This window comes from Streptomyces sp. NPDC025638, from assembly GCF_055558775.1.
Genome location: NZ_JBVHLX010000027.1, coordinates 34149 through 55324 on the forward strand (window position 1 = coordinate 34149; position 21176 = coordinate 55324).

The 21176-nt window shown below is 69.9% G+C and carries 23 protein-coding genes and 1 pseudogene; 13 read left to right on the forward strand and 11 right to left on the reverse strand.

The genetic code is table 11. From position 1 onward, the window contains the following. Positions 1–206 precede the first annotated feature (206 nt). Positions 207–3407 (forward strand): tetratricopeptide repeat protein, encoded by a 3201-nt coding sequence (locus ACZ4EG_RS42175; protein WP_467794408.1) that lies wholly within the window; start codon positions 207–209, stop codon positions 3405–3407. 24 nt (positions 3408–3431) lie between these two features. Here ACZ4EG_RS42175 and ACZ4EG_RS42180 read toward each other — a convergent pair whose 3' ends face one another. Both ACZ4EG_RS42180 and mca read right to left on the reverse strand, forming a co-directional pair. Further along, positions 3432–3665: a hypothetical protein gene (locus ACZ4EG_RS42180; protein WP_363293897.1), complete on the reverse strand. Its 234-nt coding sequence runs from the start codon at positions 3663–3665 to the stop codon at positions 3432–3434. A gap of 1 nt (position 3666) precedes the next feature. Further along, positions 3667–4548: a mycothiol conjugate amidase Mca gene (gene mca, locus ACZ4EG_RS42185; protein ID WP_453559138.1), complete on the reverse strand. Its 882-nt coding sequence runs from the start codon at positions 4546–4548 to the stop codon at positions 3667–3669. Between the two features lie 146 nt (positions 4549–4694). On the opposite strand from mca, the gene ACZ4EG_RS42190 reads away from it, so the two are divergent. After that, the gene (locus ACZ4EG_RS42190; protein WP_467794409.1) at positions 4695–5093 is read left to right on the forward strand and encodes a DUF4307 domain-containing protein; all 399 of its coding nucleotides are present in this window, start codon (positions 4695–4697) and stop codon (positions 5091–5093) included. A 167-nt stretch (positions 5094–5260) separates the two neighbouring features. Beyond that, positions 5261–5761 carry a transcription elongation factor GreA gene (gene greA, locus ACZ4EG_RS42195; protein ID WP_363293893.1) on the forward strand — a complete coding sequence of 167 codons (501 nt, stop codon included), beginning with the start codon at positions 5261–5263 and terminating at the stop codon, positions 5759–5761. A 57-nt stretch (positions 5762–5818) separates the two neighbouring features. Here greA and ACZ4EG_RS42200 read toward each other — a convergent pair whose 3' ends face one another. The 3 genes from ACZ4EG_RS42200 to ilvA form a co-directional block, all read right to left on the reverse strand. Continuing rightward, positions 5819–6676, reverse strand: coding sequence for an ABC transporter permease (locus ACZ4EG_RS42200; RefSeq protein ID WP_467794410.1), 858 nt, complete (start codon positions 6674–6676; stop codon positions 5819–5821). Next, the gene (locus tag ACZ4EG_RS42205) at positions 6673–7683 is read right to left on the reverse strand and encodes an ATP-binding cassette domain-containing protein (RefSeq protein ID WP_453559129.1); all 1011 of its coding nucleotides are present in this window, start codon (positions 7681–7683) and stop codon (positions 6673–6675) included. The genes ACZ4EG_RS42200 and ACZ4EG_RS42205 overlap by 4 nt, the downstream gene beginning before the upstream one ends. 174 nt (positions 7684–7857) lie before the next feature. Further along, positions 7858–9087 carry a threonine ammonia-lyase gene (gene ilvA, locus ACZ4EG_RS42210; RefSeq protein ID WP_390708574.1) on the reverse strand — a complete coding sequence of 410 codons (1230 nt, stop codon included), beginning with the start codon at positions 9085–9087 and terminating at the stop codon, positions 7858–7860. A gap of 161 nt (positions 9088–9248) precedes the next feature. Between ilvA and ACZ4EG_RS42215 the strand changes: the two genes are divergently transcribed. From ACZ4EG_RS42215 to ACZ4EG_RS42225, 3 genes are all read left to right on the forward strand, one after another. Further along, on the forward strand, positions 9249–9755 hold the full coding sequence (locus ACZ4EG_RS42215; protein ID WP_363293889.1) for a MarR family winged helix-turn-helix transcriptional regulator: 507 nt from the start codon (positions 9249–9251) through the stop codon (positions 9753–9755). A gap of 109 nt (positions 9756–9864) precedes the next feature. Continuing rightward, positions 9865–10368, forward strand: coding sequence for a sigma factor-like helix-turn-helix DNA-binding protein (locus ACZ4EG_RS42220; protein WP_453559122.1), 504 nt, complete (start codon positions 9865–9867; stop codon positions 10366–10368). A 25-nt stretch (positions 10369–10393) separates the two neighbouring features. Beyond that, positions 10394–10642, forward strand: coding sequence for a hypothetical protein (locus ACZ4EG_RS42225; RefSeq protein WP_453559119.1), 249 nt, complete (start codon positions 10394–10396; stop codon positions 10640–10642). Between the two features lie 31 nt (positions 10643–10673). Here ACZ4EG_RS42225 and ACZ4EG_RS42230 read toward each other — a convergent pair whose 3' ends face one another. Continuing rightward, entirely contained in the window at positions 10674–11828 is a 1155-nt protein-coding gene (locus tag ACZ4EG_RS42230) for a cystathionine gamma-synthase (RefSeq protein ID WP_453559116.1), read from the reverse strand. Between the two features lie 175 nt (positions 11829–12003). On the opposite strand from ACZ4EG_RS42230, the gene ACZ4EG_RS42235 reads away from it, so the two are divergent. Further along, positions 12004–13122 (forward strand): hypothetical protein, encoded by a 1119-nt coding sequence (locus tag ACZ4EG_RS42235; protein WP_467794411.1) that lies wholly within the window; start codon positions 12004–12006, stop codon positions 13120–13122. 91 nt (positions 13123–13213) lie between these two features. Further along, positions 13214–13360, forward strand: a pseudogene (locus ACZ4EG_RS42240) (DUF4291 family protein); the annotation flags it as partial. 111 nt (positions 13361–13471) lie between these two features. On the opposite strand, the gene ACZ4EG_RS42245 reads toward ACZ4EG_RS42240, so the two are convergent. Both ACZ4EG_RS42245 and ACZ4EG_RS42250 read right to left on the reverse strand, forming a co-directional pair. Continuing rightward, positions 13472–14821, reverse strand: coding sequence for a VanZ family protein (locus tag ACZ4EG_RS42245; protein ID WP_467794412.1), 1350 nt, complete (start codon positions 14819–14821; stop codon positions 13472–13474). 74 nt (positions 14822–14895) lie between these two features. Continuing rightward, positions 14896–15435, reverse strand: coding sequence for a hypothetical protein (locus ACZ4EG_RS42250; protein WP_453559064.1), 540 nt, complete (start codon positions 15433–15435; stop codon positions 14896–14898). Positions 15436–15778: 343 nt separating this feature from the next. Here ACZ4EG_RS42250 and ACZ4EG_RS42255 point away from each other — a divergent pair, with 343 nt between their 5' ends. The 3 genes from ACZ4EG_RS42255 to ACZ4EG_RS42265 are packed head-to-tail and all read left to right on the forward strand — an operon-like array spanning position 15779 to position 16552. Beyond that, positions 15779–16255, forward strand: a complete 477-nt coding sequence (locus tag ACZ4EG_RS42255; protein WP_467794413.1) for a DUF4291 domain-containing protein — start codon at positions 15779–15781, stop codon at positions 16253–16255. Positions 16256–16295: 40 nt separating this feature from the next. Beyond that, positions 16296–16433 carry a hypothetical protein gene (locus ACZ4EG_RS42260; RefSeq protein WP_467794414.1) on the forward strand — a complete coding sequence of 46 codons (138 nt, stop codon included), beginning with the start codon at positions 16296–16298 and terminating at the stop codon, positions 16431–16433. A gap of 11 nt (positions 16434–16444) precedes the next feature. Next, complete coding sequence (locus ACZ4EG_RS42265) at positions 16445–16552, forward strand: hypothetical protein (RefSeq protein WP_467794415.1); 108 nt, start codon at positions 16445–16447, stop codon at positions 16550–16552. A gap of 7 nt (positions 16553–16559) precedes the next feature. Here the strand turns inward: ACZ4EG_RS42265 and ACZ4EG_RS42270 are convergent, their stop codons facing one another. Beyond that, positions 16560–17288 (reverse strand): SDR family oxidoreductase, encoded by a 729-nt coding sequence (locus ACZ4EG_RS42270; protein ID WP_453559055.1) that lies wholly within the window; start codon positions 17286–17288, stop codon positions 16560–16562. Between the two features lie 172 nt (positions 17289–17460). On the opposite strand from ACZ4EG_RS42270, the gene ACZ4EG_RS42275 reads away from it, so the two are divergent. Further along, on the forward strand, positions 17461–18747 hold the full coding sequence (locus ACZ4EG_RS42275; RefSeq protein ID WP_467794416.1) for an ATP-binding protein: 1287 nt from the start codon (positions 17461–17463) through the stop codon (positions 18745–18747). A gap of 94 nt (positions 18748–18841) precedes the next feature. Beyond that, the gene (locus ACZ4EG_RS42280) at positions 18842–19582 is read left to right on the forward strand and encodes a type 1 glutamine amidotransferase family protein (RefSeq protein ID WP_467794417.1); all 741 of its coding nucleotides are present in this window, start codon (positions 18842–18844) and stop codon (positions 19580–19582) included. Between the two features lies 1 nt (position 19583). Here the strand turns inward: ACZ4EG_RS42280 and ACZ4EG_RS42285 are convergent, their stop codons facing one another. Both ACZ4EG_RS42285 and ACZ4EG_RS42290 read right to left on the reverse strand, forming a co-directional pair. Then, a complete protein-coding gene (locus tag ACZ4EG_RS42285; RefSeq protein ID WP_390713030.1) occupies positions 19584–19967 on the reverse strand; it encodes a VOC family protein in 384 nt (127 codons plus the stop codon). A gap of 135 nt (positions 19968–20102) precedes the next feature. Beyond that, entirely contained in the window at positions 20103–21146 is a 1044-nt protein-coding gene (locus tag ACZ4EG_RS42290; RefSeq protein ID WP_453559045.1) for an NAD(P)-dependent alcohol dehydrogenase, read from the reverse strand. Positions 21147–21176 lie beyond the last annotated feature (30 nt).

Sequence of the window (21176 nt, forward strand, 5' to 3'; positions counted from 1 at the left end):
GGACCGTCGCAAGAAAGGCCGCCCATCAGCCGATCGCCGCGGTCGATGGGCTGTGATCCGGGAGACGCCAGAGGGGTGCTACCCGCGAGTAGGCCCAGGACTCAGGGTCACGGAAGTGGAGTCAGTGATCGTCGCCCCTCTCGCGCTCCCGCCTCCCCCGAAGGACACTCGTAGGCAAAGGAGTTGCCGCCGGAGGGGGACATGACATGCGGGACAGCCATCGGGCGGAGGCCGAGCGGCTGGTGGTGCGGGCCGTGGAGGAGGAGGTACGGCGCTCGGGCGGGCGCGTGGACGGGCAGGTGCTGCTGTCACGGGCCCGCGGTGCCCTGGACGCCATGGCCCAGACCGCCGCGGAGGAGTACGAGGCCTATACCCGCGGCCTGGACGAGGCCGATGCTGGACGGCAGACCTTCGGACAGCGCTACGCCCGCGAGGGCGCCGGAACTCCCCTGCTGATAGCGGCCGTTGCCGCGGTCGCCGCCACCGTGGCCGACCTCGCCCTCGGCACCGCCGCGGGTACGGCGGTGGGCGCGGGCGTGGCCGTGGGCGTCGTGGGCGCGGCCGCCACCGTCGTGAAGGTGGCGGGCTCCCATCTGCCCGCCGCCCACCACCGCGCCGGAGCCGTCGGACAGCCGGGCGGCCCCGAGCAGCTGCGCCTGCAGTGGCTGACTGCGCTGGAGGTGCGCGGCATCCGCCCGTTCCTCGACCAGCAGCGGGTGCTCAGCGCCTCCACCGGCCCGAAGAAGACGGGCCCGCAGCTGCGCGGCTCGGACAAGAGCGCGGCGGCCCGCAGGCGTACGGTGCTGGAGCAGTCGTTCGGGCAACTACCGGAGTCGGAGGGGCCGTTCGCGGGACGGCGGCAGGAGCTGGCCCGGATCCGGCAGTGGGTGCGGGCGGCCCGGGCGGCCACGGAGACCCGGCCGACGGTGGTCGTGCTGCACGGGACGCCCGGCTCCGGCCGCACCACGCTCGCCGTCCGCGCCACGCACGACCTCAGGGACCACTTCCGCGGCGCCGTCGTCGTCGATCTGCGCGGCGACAGCCGGGAGGAGCCGCCGCTGCCCACCCGCGACGCCCTGCTGCATCTGCTCAACCGGTTCGGCGCGCCCCGCGAACAGCTCCTGTTCCGTGAGCGCTCCTCCCCGGACCAGCAGGTCAAGCGCCTGAGCGAGCTGTACCACCAGCATCTGACGGGCCTTGCGGTGACGATCGTGCTGGACGACGCCTCGGACCCCGAGCAGGTGTGCACCCTCGTCCCCGAGCGCTCCGACAGCCTGGTCCTGGTCACCGCCCGGCAGCCCCTCGACCTGCCCGCGGACCTCGCGGCCTGGGTGCACCACCTCCCGGTCGACTCACTGGACGCGGTCGGCTCCGAGGAACTGCTGGGCGCGGCCGCCCAGGACATGTCAGGGCCCTACGACGCCGACTCGGCCGACCGGATCAGGGAGCTGTGCGGCGGACTGCCGCTCGCGCTGCGCATCGCCGGCTCGTCCCTCGGCCCGCGCTCACCGCGCCGGCTGGCCACGGACCTGGCGGCGTACGGACCGGTGGAACCGGTCGAGCGCGCGCTGTGGCTGCGCTACAGCGACCAGTCCGAGTCCGGGCGCCGGCTGCTGAGAAGACTCGCCCTCGCCGGTCGCGCCTCGCTCGGCGCGGCGGCGGCCGCCGCCCTGCTCGCCACGGACGAGGCGGAGGCGACCCGCCATCTGGTGGCGCTCGCGCAGGCCGGCCTGATCGACCATGTCCGCGGCAGCCGCTACCGGCTGCACGACCTGGTCCGCGGCTTCGCCCAGGCCCGTCTCCTGGACGAGGAGGAGCCGGCCGAGCGCACGGCCGCGCAGGAGCGTCTGATCGTGAACTACGGGGAGCTCGCCGACTCCGTGCTCCGTCTGGTCGACGGCAATATGTCCACCCGCTCGGACCGCTTCGGCCCGCACGGCTTCACCTCCCTCGACGAGGCGCTGCGCTGGCTGGACGACGAGTCGAGCTTCATCACGGCGGCCCTGCGCCATGCGGAGGGCGTGAACCAGGCGGCCGTACTGAACCTGCTCGGCGCGCTGTGCGACTACTGCCTGTTGCGCGGCGACCTCTACCGCCTCGGCGAGATCAGCGAGCTGGCGCAGGCCGTCGACCAGGGCCTGCTGGTGCGCTCGGTGCAGTGGCGCACCGGCATCGCGGCCCGCCAGCTGGGCGAGCTGGACAAGGCCCGTGCCACCCTGGCCTCCGTCGTCGATCTCTACATGGAGGCCCATCACGACGCGGGCGCCGCCCGTGCCCTGTGCTCGCTCGGCATCACGCTGCACCACCAGGGCCAACTCACGGAGGCGGCGGCGAAGCTGCAGGAGGCCCTGGATCTGCAGACGCCGCCCGAGCTGGCGACGGACCGCGCCTGGACGATGCACGCGCTGGCCGCGGTCCAGCGCGACCGCGGCCGGCTGCCGGAGGCGCTGGACCTGCTCGGCAGTTCGCTGGTCCTGCATCGCGAGGGCGGATCGGTGCACGGTGAGGCATGGGCGCACTTCCAGCTGGGCCAGCTGGGCCTGCGGATGGGCGACGTGCCGCGCGCGGAAGAAGAGCTGCGGGCCGCCCTCGAACGCTACGGCCGCACGCGCGACGCCCGCGGCGAGGCCTGGGCGCTCACCCAGCTGGCCCGCGCCCGGCTGGTGGCCGGCGACCCGTCCCCGGCGGTGGACGAACTACGCCGGGCGGCCGCCCGGCACCGCGACAACGAGGACGTGCGCGGCGAGGCCTGGACGGTCTACTACCTGGGCCAGGCCCTGGAGGAGACGGGCAACCTGGATCTGTCGGTCCGCGAGCTGGAACGCTCCCGCACGATGTTCTCCCGGATGCGCGACGTCTACGGCCTGGCCTGCGCCCGCCACCACTCGGCCCGGGTGACCCGGGACCAGCGCGCCGCCCAGACGGGCTCGCTGAGGAACTCGGGTTTCGCCAGGCAACTGCTCGTCGACGCCCGCGCCGACTTCCAGCGCATCGGTGTGGCCCACGGCGAGGCCTGGACGTGTCTGGAGCTGGCCGTCGTGGACGCGGGCAACACCCGCACCCAGCAGGCCCTCGCCCTGTGCGACGAGGCGATCGGCCTGTTCACCGCGTACGGCGACCGGCGTGGCGAGGACTGGGCCCGCTTCCTGCGCTGCACCCTGCTCCCCTACGCCGCGCCCGGCGGTGTGGAGGTCGGCACGGCCGTCGCCCAGGAGGAACTGGCCCAGCTCTCCCGCACCGGGCACCCGGCCCGCGACGGGAAGCTGGACGAGTACACCGCGGCGTACGCGCTGCTGCTGGAGCGCGGAGTGAACCTGGAGGCGGGCTGGCAGGCATGGCGGCTCGGCATGGTGCCGGACCGGCATGCCCGGGAGGTCATGGGGGTCCCGGTGCCGGCCAGGCGGTGACCCCGGCCGGCCCGGCGCCTCGGGTCAGCCCCGCTGCGCCTTCGGGTCGGCCACGGAGGTCCCGGACTCCGCCTTCGGGTCCTGGGCCTCCTTGAAGTCGACCTTCCCCATGTGCTTGTTCATGGATTTCATCAGGCCCCACACGGCCACGGCCATCACCGCGAAGACGATGAAGCCGAGGACACCGGGGGTGACCTTGTTCTCGTCGACCTCCTTGGCCAGGGGGACGAGGTGCGTCAGTGCCAGGCTCGCGCTCATGTCAGGCATTGTCGCGGATGCCCGCAAAGAGATCTCCCTCGGGGAGGGAGGTATCGACGAGAGACTTCGCGAGCTCGTACTCCTCGGTCGGCCAGACCTCCTTCTGGAGCTCCATCGGAACCCGGAACCAGCCGCCGTCGGGGTCGATCTGCGTGGCGTGGGCGATCAGCGCCTTGTCGCGGATCTCGAAGAAGTCGGCGCAGGGCACGTGCGTGGTGAGCGTGCGCTCCGTGCGCTCGAACTCCGCCCAGCGCTTGAGCCACTCCCCGTAGGGCGACTCCATGCCGCGGTCGAGCAGCGCGTTGTGCAGCGCCTCGGTGCGCGGGCGGTTGAAGCCCTGGTTGTAGTAGAGCTTGAGCGGCTGGTAGGCGGGGCCGAACTCGGACTCCGGGTACTTCTCGGTGTCCGCCGCGCCCTCGAACGCCACCATGGAGATCTTGTGGGTCATGATGTGGTCGGGGTGCGGGTAGCCGCCGTTCTCGTCGTAGGTGGTGACCACCTGGGGACGGAACGTGCGGATCTGCTTGACCAGCTCACCGGCCGCCTTGTCCACGTCCTCCAGGGCGAAGCAGCCCTCGGGCAGCGGGGGCAGCGGGTCACCCTCGGGCAGGCCGGAGTCGATGAAGCCGAGCCACTCCTGCTTGACGCCGAGGATCTCGCGGGCCTCGTCCATCTCCTTCTTGCGTACCTCGTGGATGTGCTCCTCGATGTACTTGTCGCCCTGCAGCTTGGGATTGAGGATGGAGCCGCGCTCCCCGCCCGTGCAGGTCACGACCAGCACGTCCACCCCCTCGGACACGTACTTCGCCATGGTGGCCGCGCCCTTGCTCGACTCGTCGTCGGGGTGCGCATGAACGGCCATCAGTCGCAGCTGGTCAGTCAAGACTCAATCCTCAGTAAATTGGCGCCCGGTGTCTTCGGGTGCGATCGGCGCTCCTATAGTGACCGAATCGGGGGGCGAATAATTCCGGGGTCCAGCCTCGGAGACCCCTTTCGGGGTGTATGTCCCGACCCGGCGAGAGGACGATCATGAGTACGGCGAGCACGCGGCTGCCCGAGGGCCGCTACGGCCGTCCCTCTGAGAAGCGCTCCGACCGCCGCCTCAAGATCGCCGGGACGGTCCTCGGCGCGGCCCTGCTGGCGCTGGTCGGCTACTTCGCCTACCACTACGTCGCGCAGAACGAGATCAGCGCGCAGGTGATCGCCTTCAAGGCCTCGGACAGCGCGGTCGAGGTGCATCTGGAGGTCCACAAGGACGCCGGCGCCGACGGCTACTGCACACTGCGCTCCCAGAGCGAGAACGGCACGGAGGTCGGCCGGGCGGACTTCCGCTTCAGCGGTTCGGCCACACGCATCGACAAGGTCGTGACGCTCCGTACAACGGCCCGGGGCACGACGGCCGAGCTGGTCGGCTGCCACGCCGGGTGACTTCACCCCGGCACATAGGCAGTGACCTGCGTTGACGTAATTCTGATGGCTTATGTCCTCCCCCTTCAGCCGTTGAATTGTTAGGCTCGTGGTTTCGCCCATCCGTGAAGGAACATTCTTCTGGGTAGGGCGATGCTTTGTATTCCCAGTACCTACGAGGAGCACCTGTGACCCAGACCAGCGAGAACGTCACCTGGCTGACCCAGGAGGCGTACAACCAGCTCAAGGCCGAGCTGGAGTACCTGTCTGGTCCTGCGCGCACGGAGATCGCCGCCAAGATCGCGGCCGCGCGCGAGGAGGGCGACCTGCGCGAGAACGGCGGGTACCACGCGGCCAAGGAGGAGCAGGGCAAGCAGGAGCTCCGTGTGCGCCAGCTGACCCAGCTTCTGGAGAACGCCAAGGTCGGCGAGGCTCCGAACTCCGCGGACGGTGCCGTGGCCCCCGGCATGGTCGTGACCATCGCCTTCGACGGCGACGAGGACGACACGATGACGTTCCTGCTCGCGTCGCGCGAGTACGCGAGCGCCGACATCGAGACGTACTCGCCGCAGTCCCCGCTGGGCTCCGGCGTGATCGGCCACAAGGTCGGCGAGGACGCGGAGTACGAGCTGCCGAACGGCAAGCGGGCCTCGGTGCGGATCCTCAAGGCCGAGGCCTACTCGGGCTGATTCCGGCTGCCGGTTTCCCGGCGGGCCCCCGGCGTCCGCAAGACGCCGGGGGCCTCGTCATGCGGTGGCCGAGCGGTACTTCCGGACCGCCAGGGTGCGGAAGACGACGACGATCAGGATCGAGTAGATCAGCGAGGCCCACACCGGGTGCTGCATGGGCCAGGCGTCCGAGTGGGACTGGCCGGGGTTGGCGAACAGCACACGGCACGCCTGGACCGTGGCACTGAACGGGTTCCACTCCGCGACGTGGCGCAGCCACGGGGTCATGTTGCTGGTGTCCACGAACGCGTTGGATATGAAGGTCACCGGGAAGAGCCAGATCAGCCCGCCGGAGGTGGCCGCCTCCGGGGTGCGGACGGTCAGGCCGATCAGTGCGCCGATCCAGGTGAACGCGTACCCGAGCAGAAGCAGCAGCCCGAAGGCGCCGAGGATCCTCGCGACGTTGGTGTCCCCGAACGTGCTCGTGCGCCAGCCGACCAGCACGGCGACGACCGCGAGGACGAGCAGGGTCAGCGCCGTCTGGACCAGGTCGGCGAGCGTGCGCCCGGTCAGCACCGCGCCGCGTGCCATGGGCAGGGAGCGGAAGCGGTCGATGAGGCCCTTGTGCATGTCGTCGGCGATGCCCGCGCCGGAACTGGCGGTGGCGAACGTGACGGTCTGCGCGAAGATGCCCGCCATCAGGAAGTTCTTGTAGTCGACCGCGCTGGTGCTGGTGCCGATCTTCATGGATCCGCCGAACACATAGGTGAACAGCACCACGAACATGATCGGCTGTATGAGCCCGAAGATCACCATCTCCGGGATCCTGGACATGCGGATCAGATTGCGCTGGGCAACGATGAGCGAGTCCCGGAGGGACCTGCTGAACGGGTTGCCGGGGGCCGCGACCGGCGTCGCGTCGGTTACGGCACTCACTTCGCGGTCTCCTTGTTCTTCTTGCGGTCACCGGGCTTCTTCGAGGCGCCGTTGCCCTCGTCGTTCTCCTCCGCCACATGTCCCGTCAGGGACAGGAAGACATCGTCGAGGGTGGGGCGGCGCAGTCCGATGTCGTCTATCTCGATGCCGCGCGTGTCCAGCTCCCGGATGACCTCGGCGAGCAGCTTGGCGCCGCCGGTGACGGGGACGGTCAGCTTGCGCGTGTGCTCCTCGACCGTGGTCTCGCCCTTACCGAAGCCGCCCAGCACCTCGGCGGCCGTCGCGATGTGCTCGCGGTCGTGCACGACGACCTCGACGCGCTCGCCGCCGGTGCGGGCCTTGAGCTGGTCGGAGGTGCCCTTGGCGATGACGCGGCCGTGGTCGACCACGGCGATGTCGTGGGCCAGGTGGTCGGCCTCTTCCAGATACTGGGTGGTGAGCAGCAGCGTCGTACCGCCGGAGACCAGCTGCTTGATGACCTCCCACAGCTGCTGGCGGTTGCGCGGGTCGAGGCCCGTCGTCGGCTCGTCCATGAACATCACGGGCGGCGACACCACGAGCGCGGCCGCGAGGTCGAGCCGGCGGCGCATGCCTCCGGAATAGGTCTTGGTGGGGCGGTCGGCGGCGTCCGTGAGGTTGAACTGCTCCAGCAGTTCCACCGCGCGGGCCTTCGCCGCCTTCGCGCCCATCTGGTACAGCCTGCCGACCATCTGCAGGTTCTCGCGGCCGGTGAGGTATTCGTCGACCGCCGCGAACTGGCCGGACAGACCTATGGAGCGGCGGACGGCGTCGGGGTGCTTGAGGACGTCCACACCCGCGACCACGGCCTTGCCGGTGTCGGGGCGGAGCAGGGTCGTCAGACAGCGGACGGCCGTCGTCTTGCCGGCGCCGTTCGGCCCGAGCAGACCGAGGACCGTGCCCTCGGGGACATCGAGGTCGACGCCGTCCAGTGCCCTTACGTCGCCGAAGGTTTTCACCAGGCCTTCGGCGTAGATGGCGCCTGGCATATGAATCTCCACGTTTTTGGGGATGGGGCGAAAGACTGGGGGATGACTGTGCGACAGACCATAACGCGATGTATCGCGTTACTCAATGGAATTTTCTCGTCATTGCCCGAACGAGTGACGGGCTCGACGCTGCCCGAGCAAGGTGAAGGACGAGTGTCGGCGAGGTCTCCGACCTCAATCGATGACCGTGTATCCCGCCTCGCGCAGGGCCTGGCCGACCTCGGCGCAGTGCGCCGGGCCCTTTGTCTCCAGGTGCAGCTCCACCTCCGCCTCGGTGAGCCCGAGCCGTGGATCGGTCCGTACATGACTCACGTCGAGGACGTTAGCGTCCACCACTGACAACACCCCGAGAAGCGTGGCGAGGGCGCCCGGCCGGTCCGTCAGCCGCAGCCGAACGGCCAGGTAGCGGCCCTGCGCGGCCATGCCGTGGCGCAGCACCCGCTGGAGCAGCACCGGATCGACGTTCCCGCCGGAGAGCACCGCGACCACCGGCCCGGGGAAGGCGCCGGGGTCCGCCAGCAGCGCCGCGACCGGACTCGCGCCGGCCGGTTCGACGACCAGCTTGGCCCGCTCCAGGCACAGCAGCAGCGCGGCCGACAGCTGGTCCTCGGTGACCGTGCGGACCTCGTCCACCAGCTCGGCGATGATCCCGAACGGCACCTCGCCCGGACACCCCACCTTGATGCCGTCGGCCATCGTCGCCGGATTGTCGATCACCACCGGCCGCCCGGCCGCGAGCGAGGGCGGGTACGCGGCCGCGCCCGCCGCCTGCACACCGATGATCCGCACGTCCGGCCGCAGCGTCTTCACCGCGACGGCGATGCCGGCCGCGAGCCCGCCGCCGCCGATGCCGACGACGATCGTGCCCACCTCCGGGCACTGCTCCAGGATCTCCAGGCCGACCGTGCCCTGCCCCGCGATGATGTCGGGATGGTCGAAGGGGTGGATGAAGACGGCGCCCGTCTCCTCCGCGTACTCCCGCGCCGCGGCCAGCGTCTCGTCGACCACCTGACCGTGCAGGCGCACCTCGGCGCCGTAGTCCCGGGTCGCGCTGATCTTCGGCAGCGGGGCGCCCCTCGGCATGAACACGGTGGCGTGCACGCCGAGCAGCGCGGAGGCCAGCGCCACACCCTGCGCGTGGTTCCCGGCGCTCGCGGCCACGACACCGGCGGCACGCTCCTCGGGCAGCAGGCCGGCGATACGGACATAGGCGCCCCTCAGCTTGAAGGACCCCGTCCGCTGGAGGTTCTCGCACTTGAGGTGGACCGGCGCGCCCACCAGCTGCGACAGATGCCTGCTGCCCTCCATCGCGGTCACCCGCGCCACGCCCGTGAGCATCTTCTGGGCGCCGCGCACGTCGTCGAGGGTGACGGGCCGCAAGGAGTCAGCCGTGCTGTAGCTCATGACACAAGTCTCGCAGTTCACAGCCGGGCGCAGCGGGTGTGACCAAGCTCCGAGACCGGTTTGCGCAGCCCCGGTACGACCCACCCCCCGGCCGCGTACCCTGTCCCCCAACCCAGCACTCTTCATGAAGCGAGCCCCCGGCCATGCCCACAACACCTGAAATGTCGATGGACATGACGACCGTCGGTGACACCGGTCTCCTCGACACGCTGCAGCACGAGGTGGCGGTCTTCGCCCGGCGTGCCGAACAGACCCGGCTCGGCGGCGTCGGACAGGTGCGCAACTCCATGGACCGCGCCGCGTACCTGCTGCTGAACCGCCTCGACAAGGAAGGACCGATGGGCGTCAAGGCCCTCGCCGCGAGCATGGGGATCGACTCGTCGACGGTCACCCGGCAGGTGGCTCCCCTGGTCGACACCGGGCTCGTCAAGCGGACCTCGCACCCCGAGGACGGGCGGGCGGTGGTGCTCCAGCTGTCCCCGCGCGGGCTGTCCCGGCTGGAGGAAGTTCGTTCGTCCAGGCGTCAGTTGATGGCCGAGCTGACACACGACTGGGCGCCGGAGGAGCGCGAGACGTTCTGCACGCTCCTCACGCGCTTCAACACCGCGCTCTCCGCACGGATGGCGGTCCCGGGCGTGCCCGCGCCGGAGACTCCGTCGGCCTCCTGAGTCCCGGACCCTTGACCCCGGGCCGTCGCTGGCCTCATATGAGACCGGGTCCTGGTCGCACACGGTTCCGCATTCCGTACCGGCAGGGCCCCCTCAGGCGGGAGGCGCGGTGCGAGAACGGCAGGCGTCCCAAAGCGCCCGCCGGGCCCGGGAGTTCGAGGCATTCGTCGCGGGCGCGGCAGGGCGGCTGCTGCATGCCGCCACACTGCTGACCGCGGAGGCGCCGGACGACAACCCGCGCGCGCGGCGGCTGCTCACCCTGGCCCTCGCGCACACGTACGCGTGCTGGGACCGGCTGCGCGGCGAGGACCCGTACGACCGCGCCCGCCAGCACCTCGCCACGCGCTTCGCGCGAGGGGCCTGGCACCAGTACGGCGGTCTCGGCCGCGGCCGCCCGCATCCCGGAAGCGCCCTGGCCGTCCTCGGCCCCCAGGAGCGTCTGATCCTCGTCCTGCGGTTGTACGAGGGGGTCGCCGAGGAGCAGGTGGCGGCGCTGCTCGGACTCCCGCCGGAACGGGTCCACGCGATCTGCGACCGGGCGACGGCCACTCTGCTGCATCCGCGCCGGGGGCAGCCACCTGCCGTGATGGGCGCGAAGGTGGCACCGTCGTGAGGCGGCGGCACGAGGGGAGGCGCAGGTGAACCGGCCAGAGCGGGAGGCCGCCGCGCGGCGGATCATGGAGCAGGTGCCGCCACCGGTACCACCGGAACTGTACGCGGAGGTCGTGCGCCGCGGGAGCCGCATGCTGCGCCGCAGGACCGCGGCCCGCCGTCTCATGTGGCTGCTGCTGTTCGCCGCGACCGTGGCCTTCACCGTGTGGGCCGTGACGGCCCGGCCCTGGGTGGAGCCGCCGTCCCAGACGACTCCACCGGTCACGGGCTGGTGAACCGGCGCTGTTGCCGGTCCGGCGCCGGCTGCTAGCCCAGCGCCTGCTGCAGGTCTTCGAGCAGGTCGTCGACGTTCTCGATGCCCACGGAGAGGCGGACGAGGTCCGCCGGGACCTCCAGGGCCGAACCCGCCGCGGACGCGTGCGTCATCCGGCCGGGGTGCTCGATGAGGGACTCGACGCCGCCGAGGGACTCCCCGAGGGTGAAGACCTTGGCACGGTTGCACACCTCGACGGCCGCCTCCTCGCCGCCCTCGACCTGGAAGGAGACCATGCCGCCGAACGCCTTCATCTGCTTGGCGGCGATCTCGTGACCCGGGTGCTCCGGCAGGCCGGGGTACAGGACCCGCGTCACGCGCGCGTGCCGGCTCAGCATGTCGGCGATCTTCGTGGCGTTCTGGCTGTGCCGGTCCATGCGCACCGCGAGCGTCTTCGTGCCGCGCAGCACCAGCCAGGAGTCGAAGGGCCCGGCGACCGCGCCCATCGCGTTCTGGTGGTACGCCAGTTCCTCGCCCAGCGCCTGGTCGGACACGATCAGCGCACCGCCGACCACGTCCGAGTGACCGCCCATGTACTTGGTGAGCGAGTGCACGACCACGTCCGCGCCGAGCGAGAGCGGCTGCTGGAGGTAGGGCGTGGCGAAGGTGTTGTCGACGACGAGCCTCGCCCCCGCGTCATGGGCGATCTGAGCGACGGCGGCGATGTCGGTGATGCCGAGCAGCGGGTTGGAGGGGGTCTCCACCCACACGGCCTTGGTCTTCGGGGTGATGGCGGCCCGTACGGCTGCGGGATCGCTGGTGTCGGCGACGGACCATTCCACGCCCCACCGGGACACGACCTTCGCGAAGAGGCGGAACGTGCCGCCGTACGCGTCGTTCGGGATGACCACGTGGTCGCCGGGGCTGAGCAGGGTACGCAACAGGGTGTCCTCGGCCGCCAGACCGGACGCGAACGCGAGGCCGCGACGGCCGCCCTCCAGCGCGGCGAGGTTCTCTTCCAGGGCGGTCCTGGTCGGATTGGCGCTACGGCTGTACTCGTAGCCACCGCGCAGGCCGCCTACGCCGTCCTGCTTGTAGGTCGAGACCTGGTAGATCGGCGGGACGACCGCGCCGGTGAGGGGATCGGCGGTGTTGCCCGCGTGGATCGCGAGGGTCTCAAAGTGCTGACTGATGTGCCTGTCGCTCATGTGCACCGAGCGTAGTGCGCCCGCGGCACTGCTGCCGGACAGCGGGTCGCACACGGCCGGAAGCAAGGGTTTTCCCCGTGCGTGACGGGGCATGCGGCGGGCCGGCCGGACGGTTTTCCACAGGCGGAGCGGGACGGGTTGGCCAATTGTCGGCGGCGTCTGGTTCGCTTGAGCCATGGAAATTCTCTGGGTCCTGATGGCGCTGCTCATGCTGAGCTTCGCACTGCTCCCGGTCCTGCGGCGCAGGCGCGGGATGATCGAGCGGGTCCACCCGGGCCACCCGGACGCCGCGGACCCGGCGAACTACGGCTTCGCGCGCGAGGAGGAGCTGGACATCCGCATGCCCGGCCCCGACCAGGACCTGCTCGACGTCCTGGACCTGGTGCAGCGCACCCAGGACTACCGGGCGGCCACGCAGCTGCTGGCCGGCACCGAGACGGAGGGCGAGCTGCGCTGGCAGCGCGTGCAGGCCTTCGCGGGCGCGGCGGCGCTGGAGCTGCAGCAGCGGCCCGGCGGGGTCCACGAGACTCCGGGCGGGCAGTGGCTGCGGGTGTGGCGGGCCGAGCAGCCCAAGGACGCGGGCGGCGCGGCGGTGCACGCGGAGTTCCTGGTGCAGCAGGCGTGGCGCACGTCGACCCCGGGCACGGACGAGTTCCGGATCATCATGGAGGAGGCCCGGGACGCGTGCGGACAGGCCGCGCTGCTGGCTCCCGGCGACCCGGTCCCGCACATCGTCGAGCTGTCGGTGGCGCGCGGACTGGCGTACCCCCAGCCGGAGTTCGAGAAGCTGTGGCTGAAGATCCTGGACCGGGACCCGGCCCACATGGGCGCCCATCTCGCGGCCCTGCACTACTGGTGCGAGAAGTGGCACGGCTCGCGCGAGCTGGCGTACTCCTTCGCGGAAGCCGCCGCGGCGCGCGCACCCCAGGGCTCCCTGCTCGCCGCGATGCCGCTCTTCGCGGTCTTCGAGCACCTCCCCGAGGTGAACCTGGTCAGCAGCTTCTACCAGAGCGAGGTCGTGACCAAGGCCATCCACGGCGCGCTCCACGCGGTGCACGCGGCCCGCCCCGACGACCCGATGACGGCGCACGTCCGCCATCTCCTGGTCTTCTTCCTGGTCCGCGCCGAGCGCTGGTCGGAGGCCATGAACCAGCTGATACACGTCGACGGCCACGTGGGCGCCCTCCCCTGGTCCCTGTCCCCCGACCCGGCAGCGGAGTTCGCCGTCTACCGCGCCCTGGCGGTGGCGGGCTACGAGGCGAACGGCGGCAGCCCGGCAACACTGCTCAGCTGACGGCCCCCGAGCGCGCGACCACGGCCGAGGCACTTGCGAAGCAGGAGAAAACCAGTGGCCGCCCGAACCCGCCGACCCCACGCTGTACGGCATGCAACAACCGCAACGCGGGATCCGTGCGGCCTACGCGGAATCCACGATCACCGTCTACCAGGCGTACTCCCCGGAAATCGGCCTCCCCGCCGTCCGCGAGGGCCGTTTCCCCTCCGCGTGGAAGCGCGACAGGATGACGTGGGTCATCATGCTGCGCTGACGGCCTATTCTCCCTGGCTGAGGGCGACCGTAACCAGCAGATTCACGCCCAGTCACGCTGAGCCTGCCGGTGGTTCGTCCAACGGAGGGCCGCCCTTCACTCGTCGTAGATCTGACCGGTGCCCGCATCGACGACCGTATCGAACGGCTCGCAACCAGAGCCGTCCTCGTCGTGCGTGCACTTTTTGTCAGTGATCTTCACGGACCACACCACGCGCCAGGAGCCCTGCCAGCCCTTGGAACGTTCGACCTTCAACACGTCGGCCCGGATCCTCAGCCCCCCGACATCGGCACCACTCTTCTTCTGCTTCTTCCTTGCGATCTCCTCGGCCTGCTTCGCCGAAATCAGTTGGGCTGGAAGGTCCACGTGCATGGGCCCGAGGTCCACCAGCATCTGCGAGACACGGCCGGCTCGATTGATCTGCACGTCGAGGCTGCGCGGCATCACCACCCCGCGCTCCTTGAACCGCCATGAGGAGAGCCACCCGAACTCAGCCTTGCTGCCCACAGGTCGGGTCTCGTGCCAGGAGGCTGCCTCGGCCCAGGAGTAGTGGGCCTTCATGTAGGCGCGGGCGACGAGGTACGCACTCCGAGCATCACGGGGCTTTCCCACACCAGAAACCGGAAAGCTGGCCTTGGTCGGGTGGCTGGAGTTTTCGAAGCTCACGTTCAGTTGGCGTCCACCGGGCCACATCAGTTCCGCGGGAAATCCATCGGACAACTGGATGGACAACCAGCCGTTGTATCCATCGAGGCCGGGGCTGACGCGTACGGCACCGACGTGATAGTAGTTCCCGAATGCCTGATGGATGGCCCGCTCGGCGGCCTTCCGCTCGGCGCCGTGCGCGTCCCGGACGCCGGAGCCGTCCACGTGGTCCAGGGTGATCGCGGTCTGGCAGACCGCCATCCCCGTGACACCGAGCACCACGGCCACGATCAATGTGGGACGGGCCCAGGCCTTCCACGCGACGCGCCCCCGCACCAGCACGAGCCCCAAGGCCACGCCCAGAATGCCCCCACCGGCGTTCATCTCCACGTCGGCGCTGTCGCAGATTCCGCTCACGAACGGTGCCAGGGCCTGGGCGAGTTCGATGAGGCAGGGCAGGGCCAGGACACCGACAAGCACGGGAAGCGGCCGGCGTAGTGCCAGCACGCCGAACAGGCCGAGCGGGACGAACATCGCCAGGTTCCACAACCCTTGTGTGGTGTACAGCGGCTCGGTGACCTCATGATTGATCACACACTCGGCACGGCCTGCCTCGCCTCCGCGCAACGCGAGCGTGACGCCGAGCACGCCGGTCAGGCAGAAGGCCAGAGGCAACCACCAGGAGGAGTGGGGCACTTGGCACCGGCGGGCCATTGCCCACGCGGACAGCCCCACGATCGTGGCAACGATCGTGAGCCCGGCCAGGAACCACATGTCGTCACCGAAGACAGCGCCAAACACCTCATATCCTCTCTGTTGGTGACCCTAAAGCGCCCCCGAAAGAGATTCGGGGGCGCACACGAAACGTTGTCAGATCAGCACTTCGCTATCGGCGTCTGAACCTTGTCATGGCTCCGCTGCTGCAGGAGACCGATCGTTGACTTGCAATCTCTGTTCCGTTCACCGAAACTCCACGACTTCGACTTCCCGTCACCCGAATTTATGGAGAAGTAATGGCTCCAGTGCTCGGTGCCGTTGTAGCTGTAGCCGAGCCGGACCGAAACGCTGCCACCGCCAGTCTTTTCGTACCTGGTGTAGGCGCGCGTTTCAGTGTCGAGGGTGTTCTTCCAGTGGAAGAGGTAACCGTTGTCGAGCTTGGTGCAGCGCTGCCGAGGGTCGCCCGTCGCGGTGTACCCGTCATGCGAGCAGTAGGTGTGTGACGCGGAAGAGAGCCCCGACGGCTCGTCCGTCGAGGTGTCGACACCGTCGGTCTGGTCGGTGCCGTTACCGGGTTCGGCGGTTGCCGCCGCGCCGGTGGGCACGTCGTCGGCCGCGTATCCGGCAGTCGGCGCCAGGACGAACGCAAGCGCAGCGAAGACGGTGGCGGCTCGGCCGCCATTACGCATGGAGCGCATCAAAGAATCCTCCCCTGATTCACTTAGGACAAGCGACGCCCGCAGGGCAAATCGATGGAGCCCTCGGATCAGGAGATGATTCAGGCACGGGTCACGAGCGTGACTGCCTGCAAATATTCCCGGAAAGCCGGGATAAGAATTACTCCCCCTAGGACGCCATCGCACTCTCGCGCGGCGCATGCTCTGGTGGCCTGGTCAGGGCCTCGAGCATCGTGATCAACCTACAGTACCGATTGCGAGGATAGCTACTGATCTGAACCGCTGAGTCGGGGGTGAGGAGGTGAGAGCGCGCGGCCGGTAGGAATCCGCCGTCCCCTCTCGCCGAGCCGAGCGAGGTCCACGAATGGTTTGTGAGCGAGGCTTGACGTGGATCAAGCCGTCGTTCCTGTGGATGATGTACCGCTGCGGCTGGGGCGCCAAGGAGGGGCAGGAGACCGTCCTGGCTGTCGAGATCAGCCGTGACGGCTTCGATTGGGCCCTGCGCCACGCGTGTCTGTCGAGCTACGCCCGCGGGGTGCACCCCGACCGAGCCTCCTGGCAGCGTCAGTTGAAGCGTGCGCCCGCTCGGGTGCAGTGGGACCCCGAGCGGGACCTGCGCCTACAGCCCCTGCCGTACCGGTCCCTGCAACTCGGCCTCTCCGGTGAGGCCGCACGACGCTACGCGGACGAGTGGACGGTCGCCATCCGCGACGTGACCCCACTCGCCCACGAGATACACGCCCTCGTCCGCAGTGGTGACCTGGACTCGGCCACCCGACTGCTGCCCCAGGAGCACCCCTATCCCGTTGGAGACGCATTCCTTGCCCACCTGCACGGATGACGGGCAGGGCCGGCTGCAGTCGCGGCGTCGCAGGATTGCGGTGATCCTGTCAGGGAGTGCGTCCCTGGCCGCCGGGGCCATGATGATGCTCAACGGACCGCTCAGCATTCCTATGGGCGTGTCGGGCATCGCGCAGGACAGCCTGCTCGCCTCCTCCTCCCAGTACGCCTCAGCCTGATCACCCAGTTCATGTTCGTTCCGTACTACCCGGTGTGGGCCATCTCCGTGATGACGCTCGGCCTCCTGATCCTGTTCGCGCTGACGAGGTATCACATCGAAACCGGCGGCGGCCGGTGAGCGCAGGTCAGGAGAGCCAGTCCGTGTAGCGGGTGCTGGCCAGGTGGGCGTTCTTGTCGGTGAGGACGTCGCCCTTGACCGCGGCGAACATGCCCGCCGTGGGATCGGTGACGACGGTGCGGTCGTCGCCCTTGCGGGCCAGGGTGATCCGGCCCAGCTCGTCCAGGGTGAAGACCTCGGGTCCGGCGATGTTGCGGATGCCGTTCAGCGGGGCGCCCGCGGCGACGTCCGACACGGCGGCGGCCACGTCCTTGGAGGCGATCGGCTGGATCGGGGTGGCGGGCAGCCGGACGGTGTCGCCGTCGGTGGTCCAGGACAGGACGGCGTCCATGAAATCCATGAACTGCGTCGCCCGGACGATCGAGTAGGGGATCGGACCGGCCGCGAGGAGCTGCTCCTGGAGCGCCTTGGCCCGGTAGTAGTCCAGCTCCGGCACCTGGTCCACGCCGACGATCGAGAGGATGACGAAGTGGCCGACGCCGCCCTTGTGGGCCGCGGCCAGAAGGTTGTCCATGGAGGTCTGGAAGAAGGCCGGTGAGGCTTCGTCGAAGGTCGGGGAGTTCGTCAGATTGACGACCACGTCGGCTCCCGCCACCGCCTCGTCCACTCCCCGGCCGCTGATGACGTCGACCCCGGTGGACTGCGAGTGCGGTACCGCCTCGTGCCCGGCGGCGTTCAGGTTCTTGACGACCTGCGACCCGATCAGCCCGGTACCGCCCATGACTGCGATCTTCATGACGTGCCTTTCGTCGGCGTTATGTCCGCAATATCGCATATGAGCAGTGAGGTGATCGCGGATGAACCCGGCACGGCACCCCTCAGCGACCTCCGGATGCGCCCTCGGCAGGCGCGGCGCAGCCTGGAGGCAGGGATGACCATCAGCGCACTCCCGGGCCGGGTGAGGTGAGGTGACGGCCATGCCCGCATGGCATCTGCGCGACTATCACGACCGCGACCTCGACCAGGCGATCCGGATCTGGGAACAGAGCCGGGTGGCCGACGAGGACCCCGTGTTTCCGGTCTCCGAGGTGATGGCCGCGGCACAGAGCGGTCAGACGGCCGTGGTCGCGGTCGTCGGCGACGAGCTGGTCGGCATGGCCGTGGCACAGACGGGCGGTACCCGAGGCTGGGTCCTGCTGGTGGCCCTCGCCTCCCGCTGGCGCGAGCGCGGCATCGGCAGCGCCCTCCTCTCCGAGCTGGAACGACGTCTGCGGGCACTCGGCGTGCGGCGCGTCAGCGCCCTGCTGCCCGCCGACGCCGCCGGGACGAAGGCCCTGGAGAACTCCGGGTACCGGCTCCGCGACGACCTGACCTACTACGAGAAGATCGAACCGGACGACACCGCGAACGCCGAGGTCCTGGCCGCGCTGGGCGGCCGGATGCTGCCCGACGGCCTCTGGGACGCCATGGCCGGCATGGAGCGGGAGAAGCAGGTCGTCGAGCGCCGTGTCGTACTTCCGCTGACGGAACCGGCGCTGGCCGACCGCTTCGCCGTCGCCCCGCCGAAGGCGGTCATCCTGTTCGGCCCGCCCGGCACGGGAAAGACCAGCTTCGCCAAAGCGGTGGCCTCCCGGCTCGGCTGGCCGTTCGTGGAACTCTTCCCGTCCCGGCTCGCTGCCGACACGAACGAGGGGCTGGCCGTGGCGTTGCGCCAGGCGTTCGCGGACCTGGCGGAACTGGACTCGGTACTGCTCTTCATCGACGAGGTCGAGGAGATCGCCGGCGCACGGTCCGGCAAGGCCGTCGATCCCGGCCACGGGGTGACCAACGAGCTGCTCAAACTCATCCCCGTCTTCCGTGAGCACAACACACGCCTGCTGACGTGCGCCACCAACTCGGTACGGTCCCTCGACGCGGCCTTTCTGCGGCCGGGCCGGTTCGACTACGTCATCCCCATCGGCCCCCCGAACCCCACCGCCCGCGCCGCGATCTGGACCCGCTATCTCCGGGCCGCCGCCGACTGCGTGGACCTCACCCGGCTGGTCGAGGCCAGCGAGCTGTTCACCCCGGCCGACATCGAATACGCGGCCCGCAAGGGTGCGCAGACGGCATTCGAACGCGAGGTCACGCATCGCCGGGGCCTGCCGGCCACGACCGAGGACTACATGACCGCCATCGCGGACACCCGGCCGACGCTCACCGCACGGGCGATCGAGGAGTTCACGGAGGACATCGAGACCTACAGCCGCCTTTGAGGTCGAAGGGAGACGTCCATCCGGTCGACTATCCGGTCGACGGTCGCCTCTCCGTCCTCGTACATTCGCCTCTCACCACACGAGAGGGACGGGGATGGGCAGCCGTACGTTTCTGATGGGCGGGGGATGGGACACCGCGGAGGTCTACGAGCCGTTCCTCGATGCGGCCGGGGACGCTCCGCGCATCGGGTGCGTGATCCTGGACGAGGGCGACGGCAGCGAGCAGTTCGCCCGGTACGAGGGGGCGTTGCGCAAGGCCGGGGACTGCACGCCCGTACCGCTGCTCGTGCCTCTGGGCGGGCAATTCGGGCCGGAGGCGGTGGCGGGTGTCGACGGGGTGCTGGTGTGCGGCGGGCTGACGCCCGCGTATCAGGAGGCGTTCGCGCAGTGCCTCGAAGGGCTGCCGCGCGCGCTCGCCGAGCGCGGTGTCCCGTACGCCGGGTTCTCGGCGGGCGCCGCCGTCGCCGCGCGGCACGCCGTGGTCGGCGGGTGGCTCCTGGACGGGGTTCCGGTGTGCCCGGAGGACTCCGCGGAGGACCTGGAGGAGATCGCAGTACGGCCGGGGCTCGGGCTCGTGCCGTTCGGGGTGGACGTGCACGCCGCGCAGTGGGGGACGCTGCCGAGGCTCGTCGCCGCGGTCGCCCGCGGGTACGTCCCGTACGGCGTCGCCCTCGACGAGAACACGCTCGTCGAGGTGGGCGACGACGGTCACGCCCGGGTCTCGGGGCTCGGGCGCGCCCACGTGGTGCGGCCGGCGGACGGCAGCGACGGCAGCGACGGCCAGGACGTGCTCGTACGGTCCTACGGCGACGGCGGGGCGTTCCCCGTCCGCTGACTCAACTCCCGCTCCCGTAGGGCCGGGTGAGGATCTCCATCCGGTGGCCGGAGGGGTCGTCGAAGTACACCCCGCGGCCGCCGTCGTTGGTGTTGATCTCGCCGGCACGGCTGTGGAACGGGTCCGCCCAGTAGGTGAGGCCCGCCTCCCCGATGCGGGCGAAGATGGCGTCGAAGTCGTCCTCGGAGACCAGGAAGGCGTAGTGCTGCGGGGTGATGGCGCCGGCGGTGTCCATGTAGTCCAGCGTTACGCCGTTGGGTATCCCGACGGGGACGAACGGGCCGTAGTCCGCGCCCACTTCGAGGCCCAGGAGACCGGCGAGGAAGTCGGCCGAGACATGGCTGTCGTGCGCGGCGACGATGGTGTGGTTCAGCTGCACAGTCATCGTGTACACCTCCTGCCGCCCAACATACTCCGACGCGAACTGAGGCAAGCCTTACTTTGATCGTCGAACGCCGCCGGGACCCGCCCCGCTGTCGGGGCCGGCCCTGGCGGCGGGTGTGCTGCCGGGCAGCGCGGCTCAGATCGTCGCGGTGTCGATCACGAACCGGTAGCGGACGTCGCTCGCCACCACCCGGTCGTACGCCTCATTGATCTTGTCGGCGCCGATCAGCTCGATCTCGGCGCCCAGGTTGTGCTCGGCGCAGAAGTCGAGCATCTCCTGGGTCTCCGGGATGCCGCCGATACCGGAGCTGCTCAGGCTGCGGCGGTTGCCGAACACCGAGGACAGCATGATCTGGACCGGCTCCTCGGGGATGCCGAGGTTCACCATCGCGCCGTCCGTGCGCAGCAGCGAGAGGTAGGCGCCGAAGTCCAGCGACGCGGAGACCGTGTTCAGGATGATGTCGAAAGTGCCCTTCAGCTCCTCGAAGGTCTTCGGGTCGCTGGTGGCGTAGTAGTGGTCGGCGCCCAGCTTCAGGCCGTCGTCCTTCTTGCGCAGGGACTGCGACAGGACGGTGACCTCCGCGCCGAGCGCGTGCGCGATCTTGACGCCCATGTGGCCGAGGCCGCCGAGGCCCACGACGGCGACCTTCTTGCCGGGGCCGGCGTTCCAGTGCTTCAGCGGGGAGTACGTGGTGATGCCGGCGCAGAGCAGCGGCGCGGCCACGTCCAGGGAGAGACCGTCGGGAATGCGGACGACAAAGCTCTCGTCGACGACGATCTTCTCGGCGTAGCCGCCGTAGGTGGGCTCGCCGTCCTTGCCGACCGCGTTGTACGTCCAGACGGGGCCGCCCTGGGAGCAGTACTGCTGCAGGCCGGCCCGGCAGTTGTCGCACTCGCGGCAGGAGTCGACCATGCAGCCGACGCCCACACGGTCGCCGACCTGGTACTTCGTGACACCGGAACCGACCTCGGAGACGACACCGGCGATCTCGTGGCCGGGCACCATCGGGAAGATCGCCGTGCCCCAGCCCTCACGGGCCTGGTGGATGTCGGAGTGACAGATGCCGGCGAACTTGATGTCGATCAGGACGTCGAACTCGCCGACCGGGCGCCGCTCGATCGTGGTCCGCTCCAGCGGGGCCTTCGCGGCGGGCGCGGCATACGCGGCAACAGTGGTCATGGCGTGGTTCTCCTAGCGGGGGGTGATGCA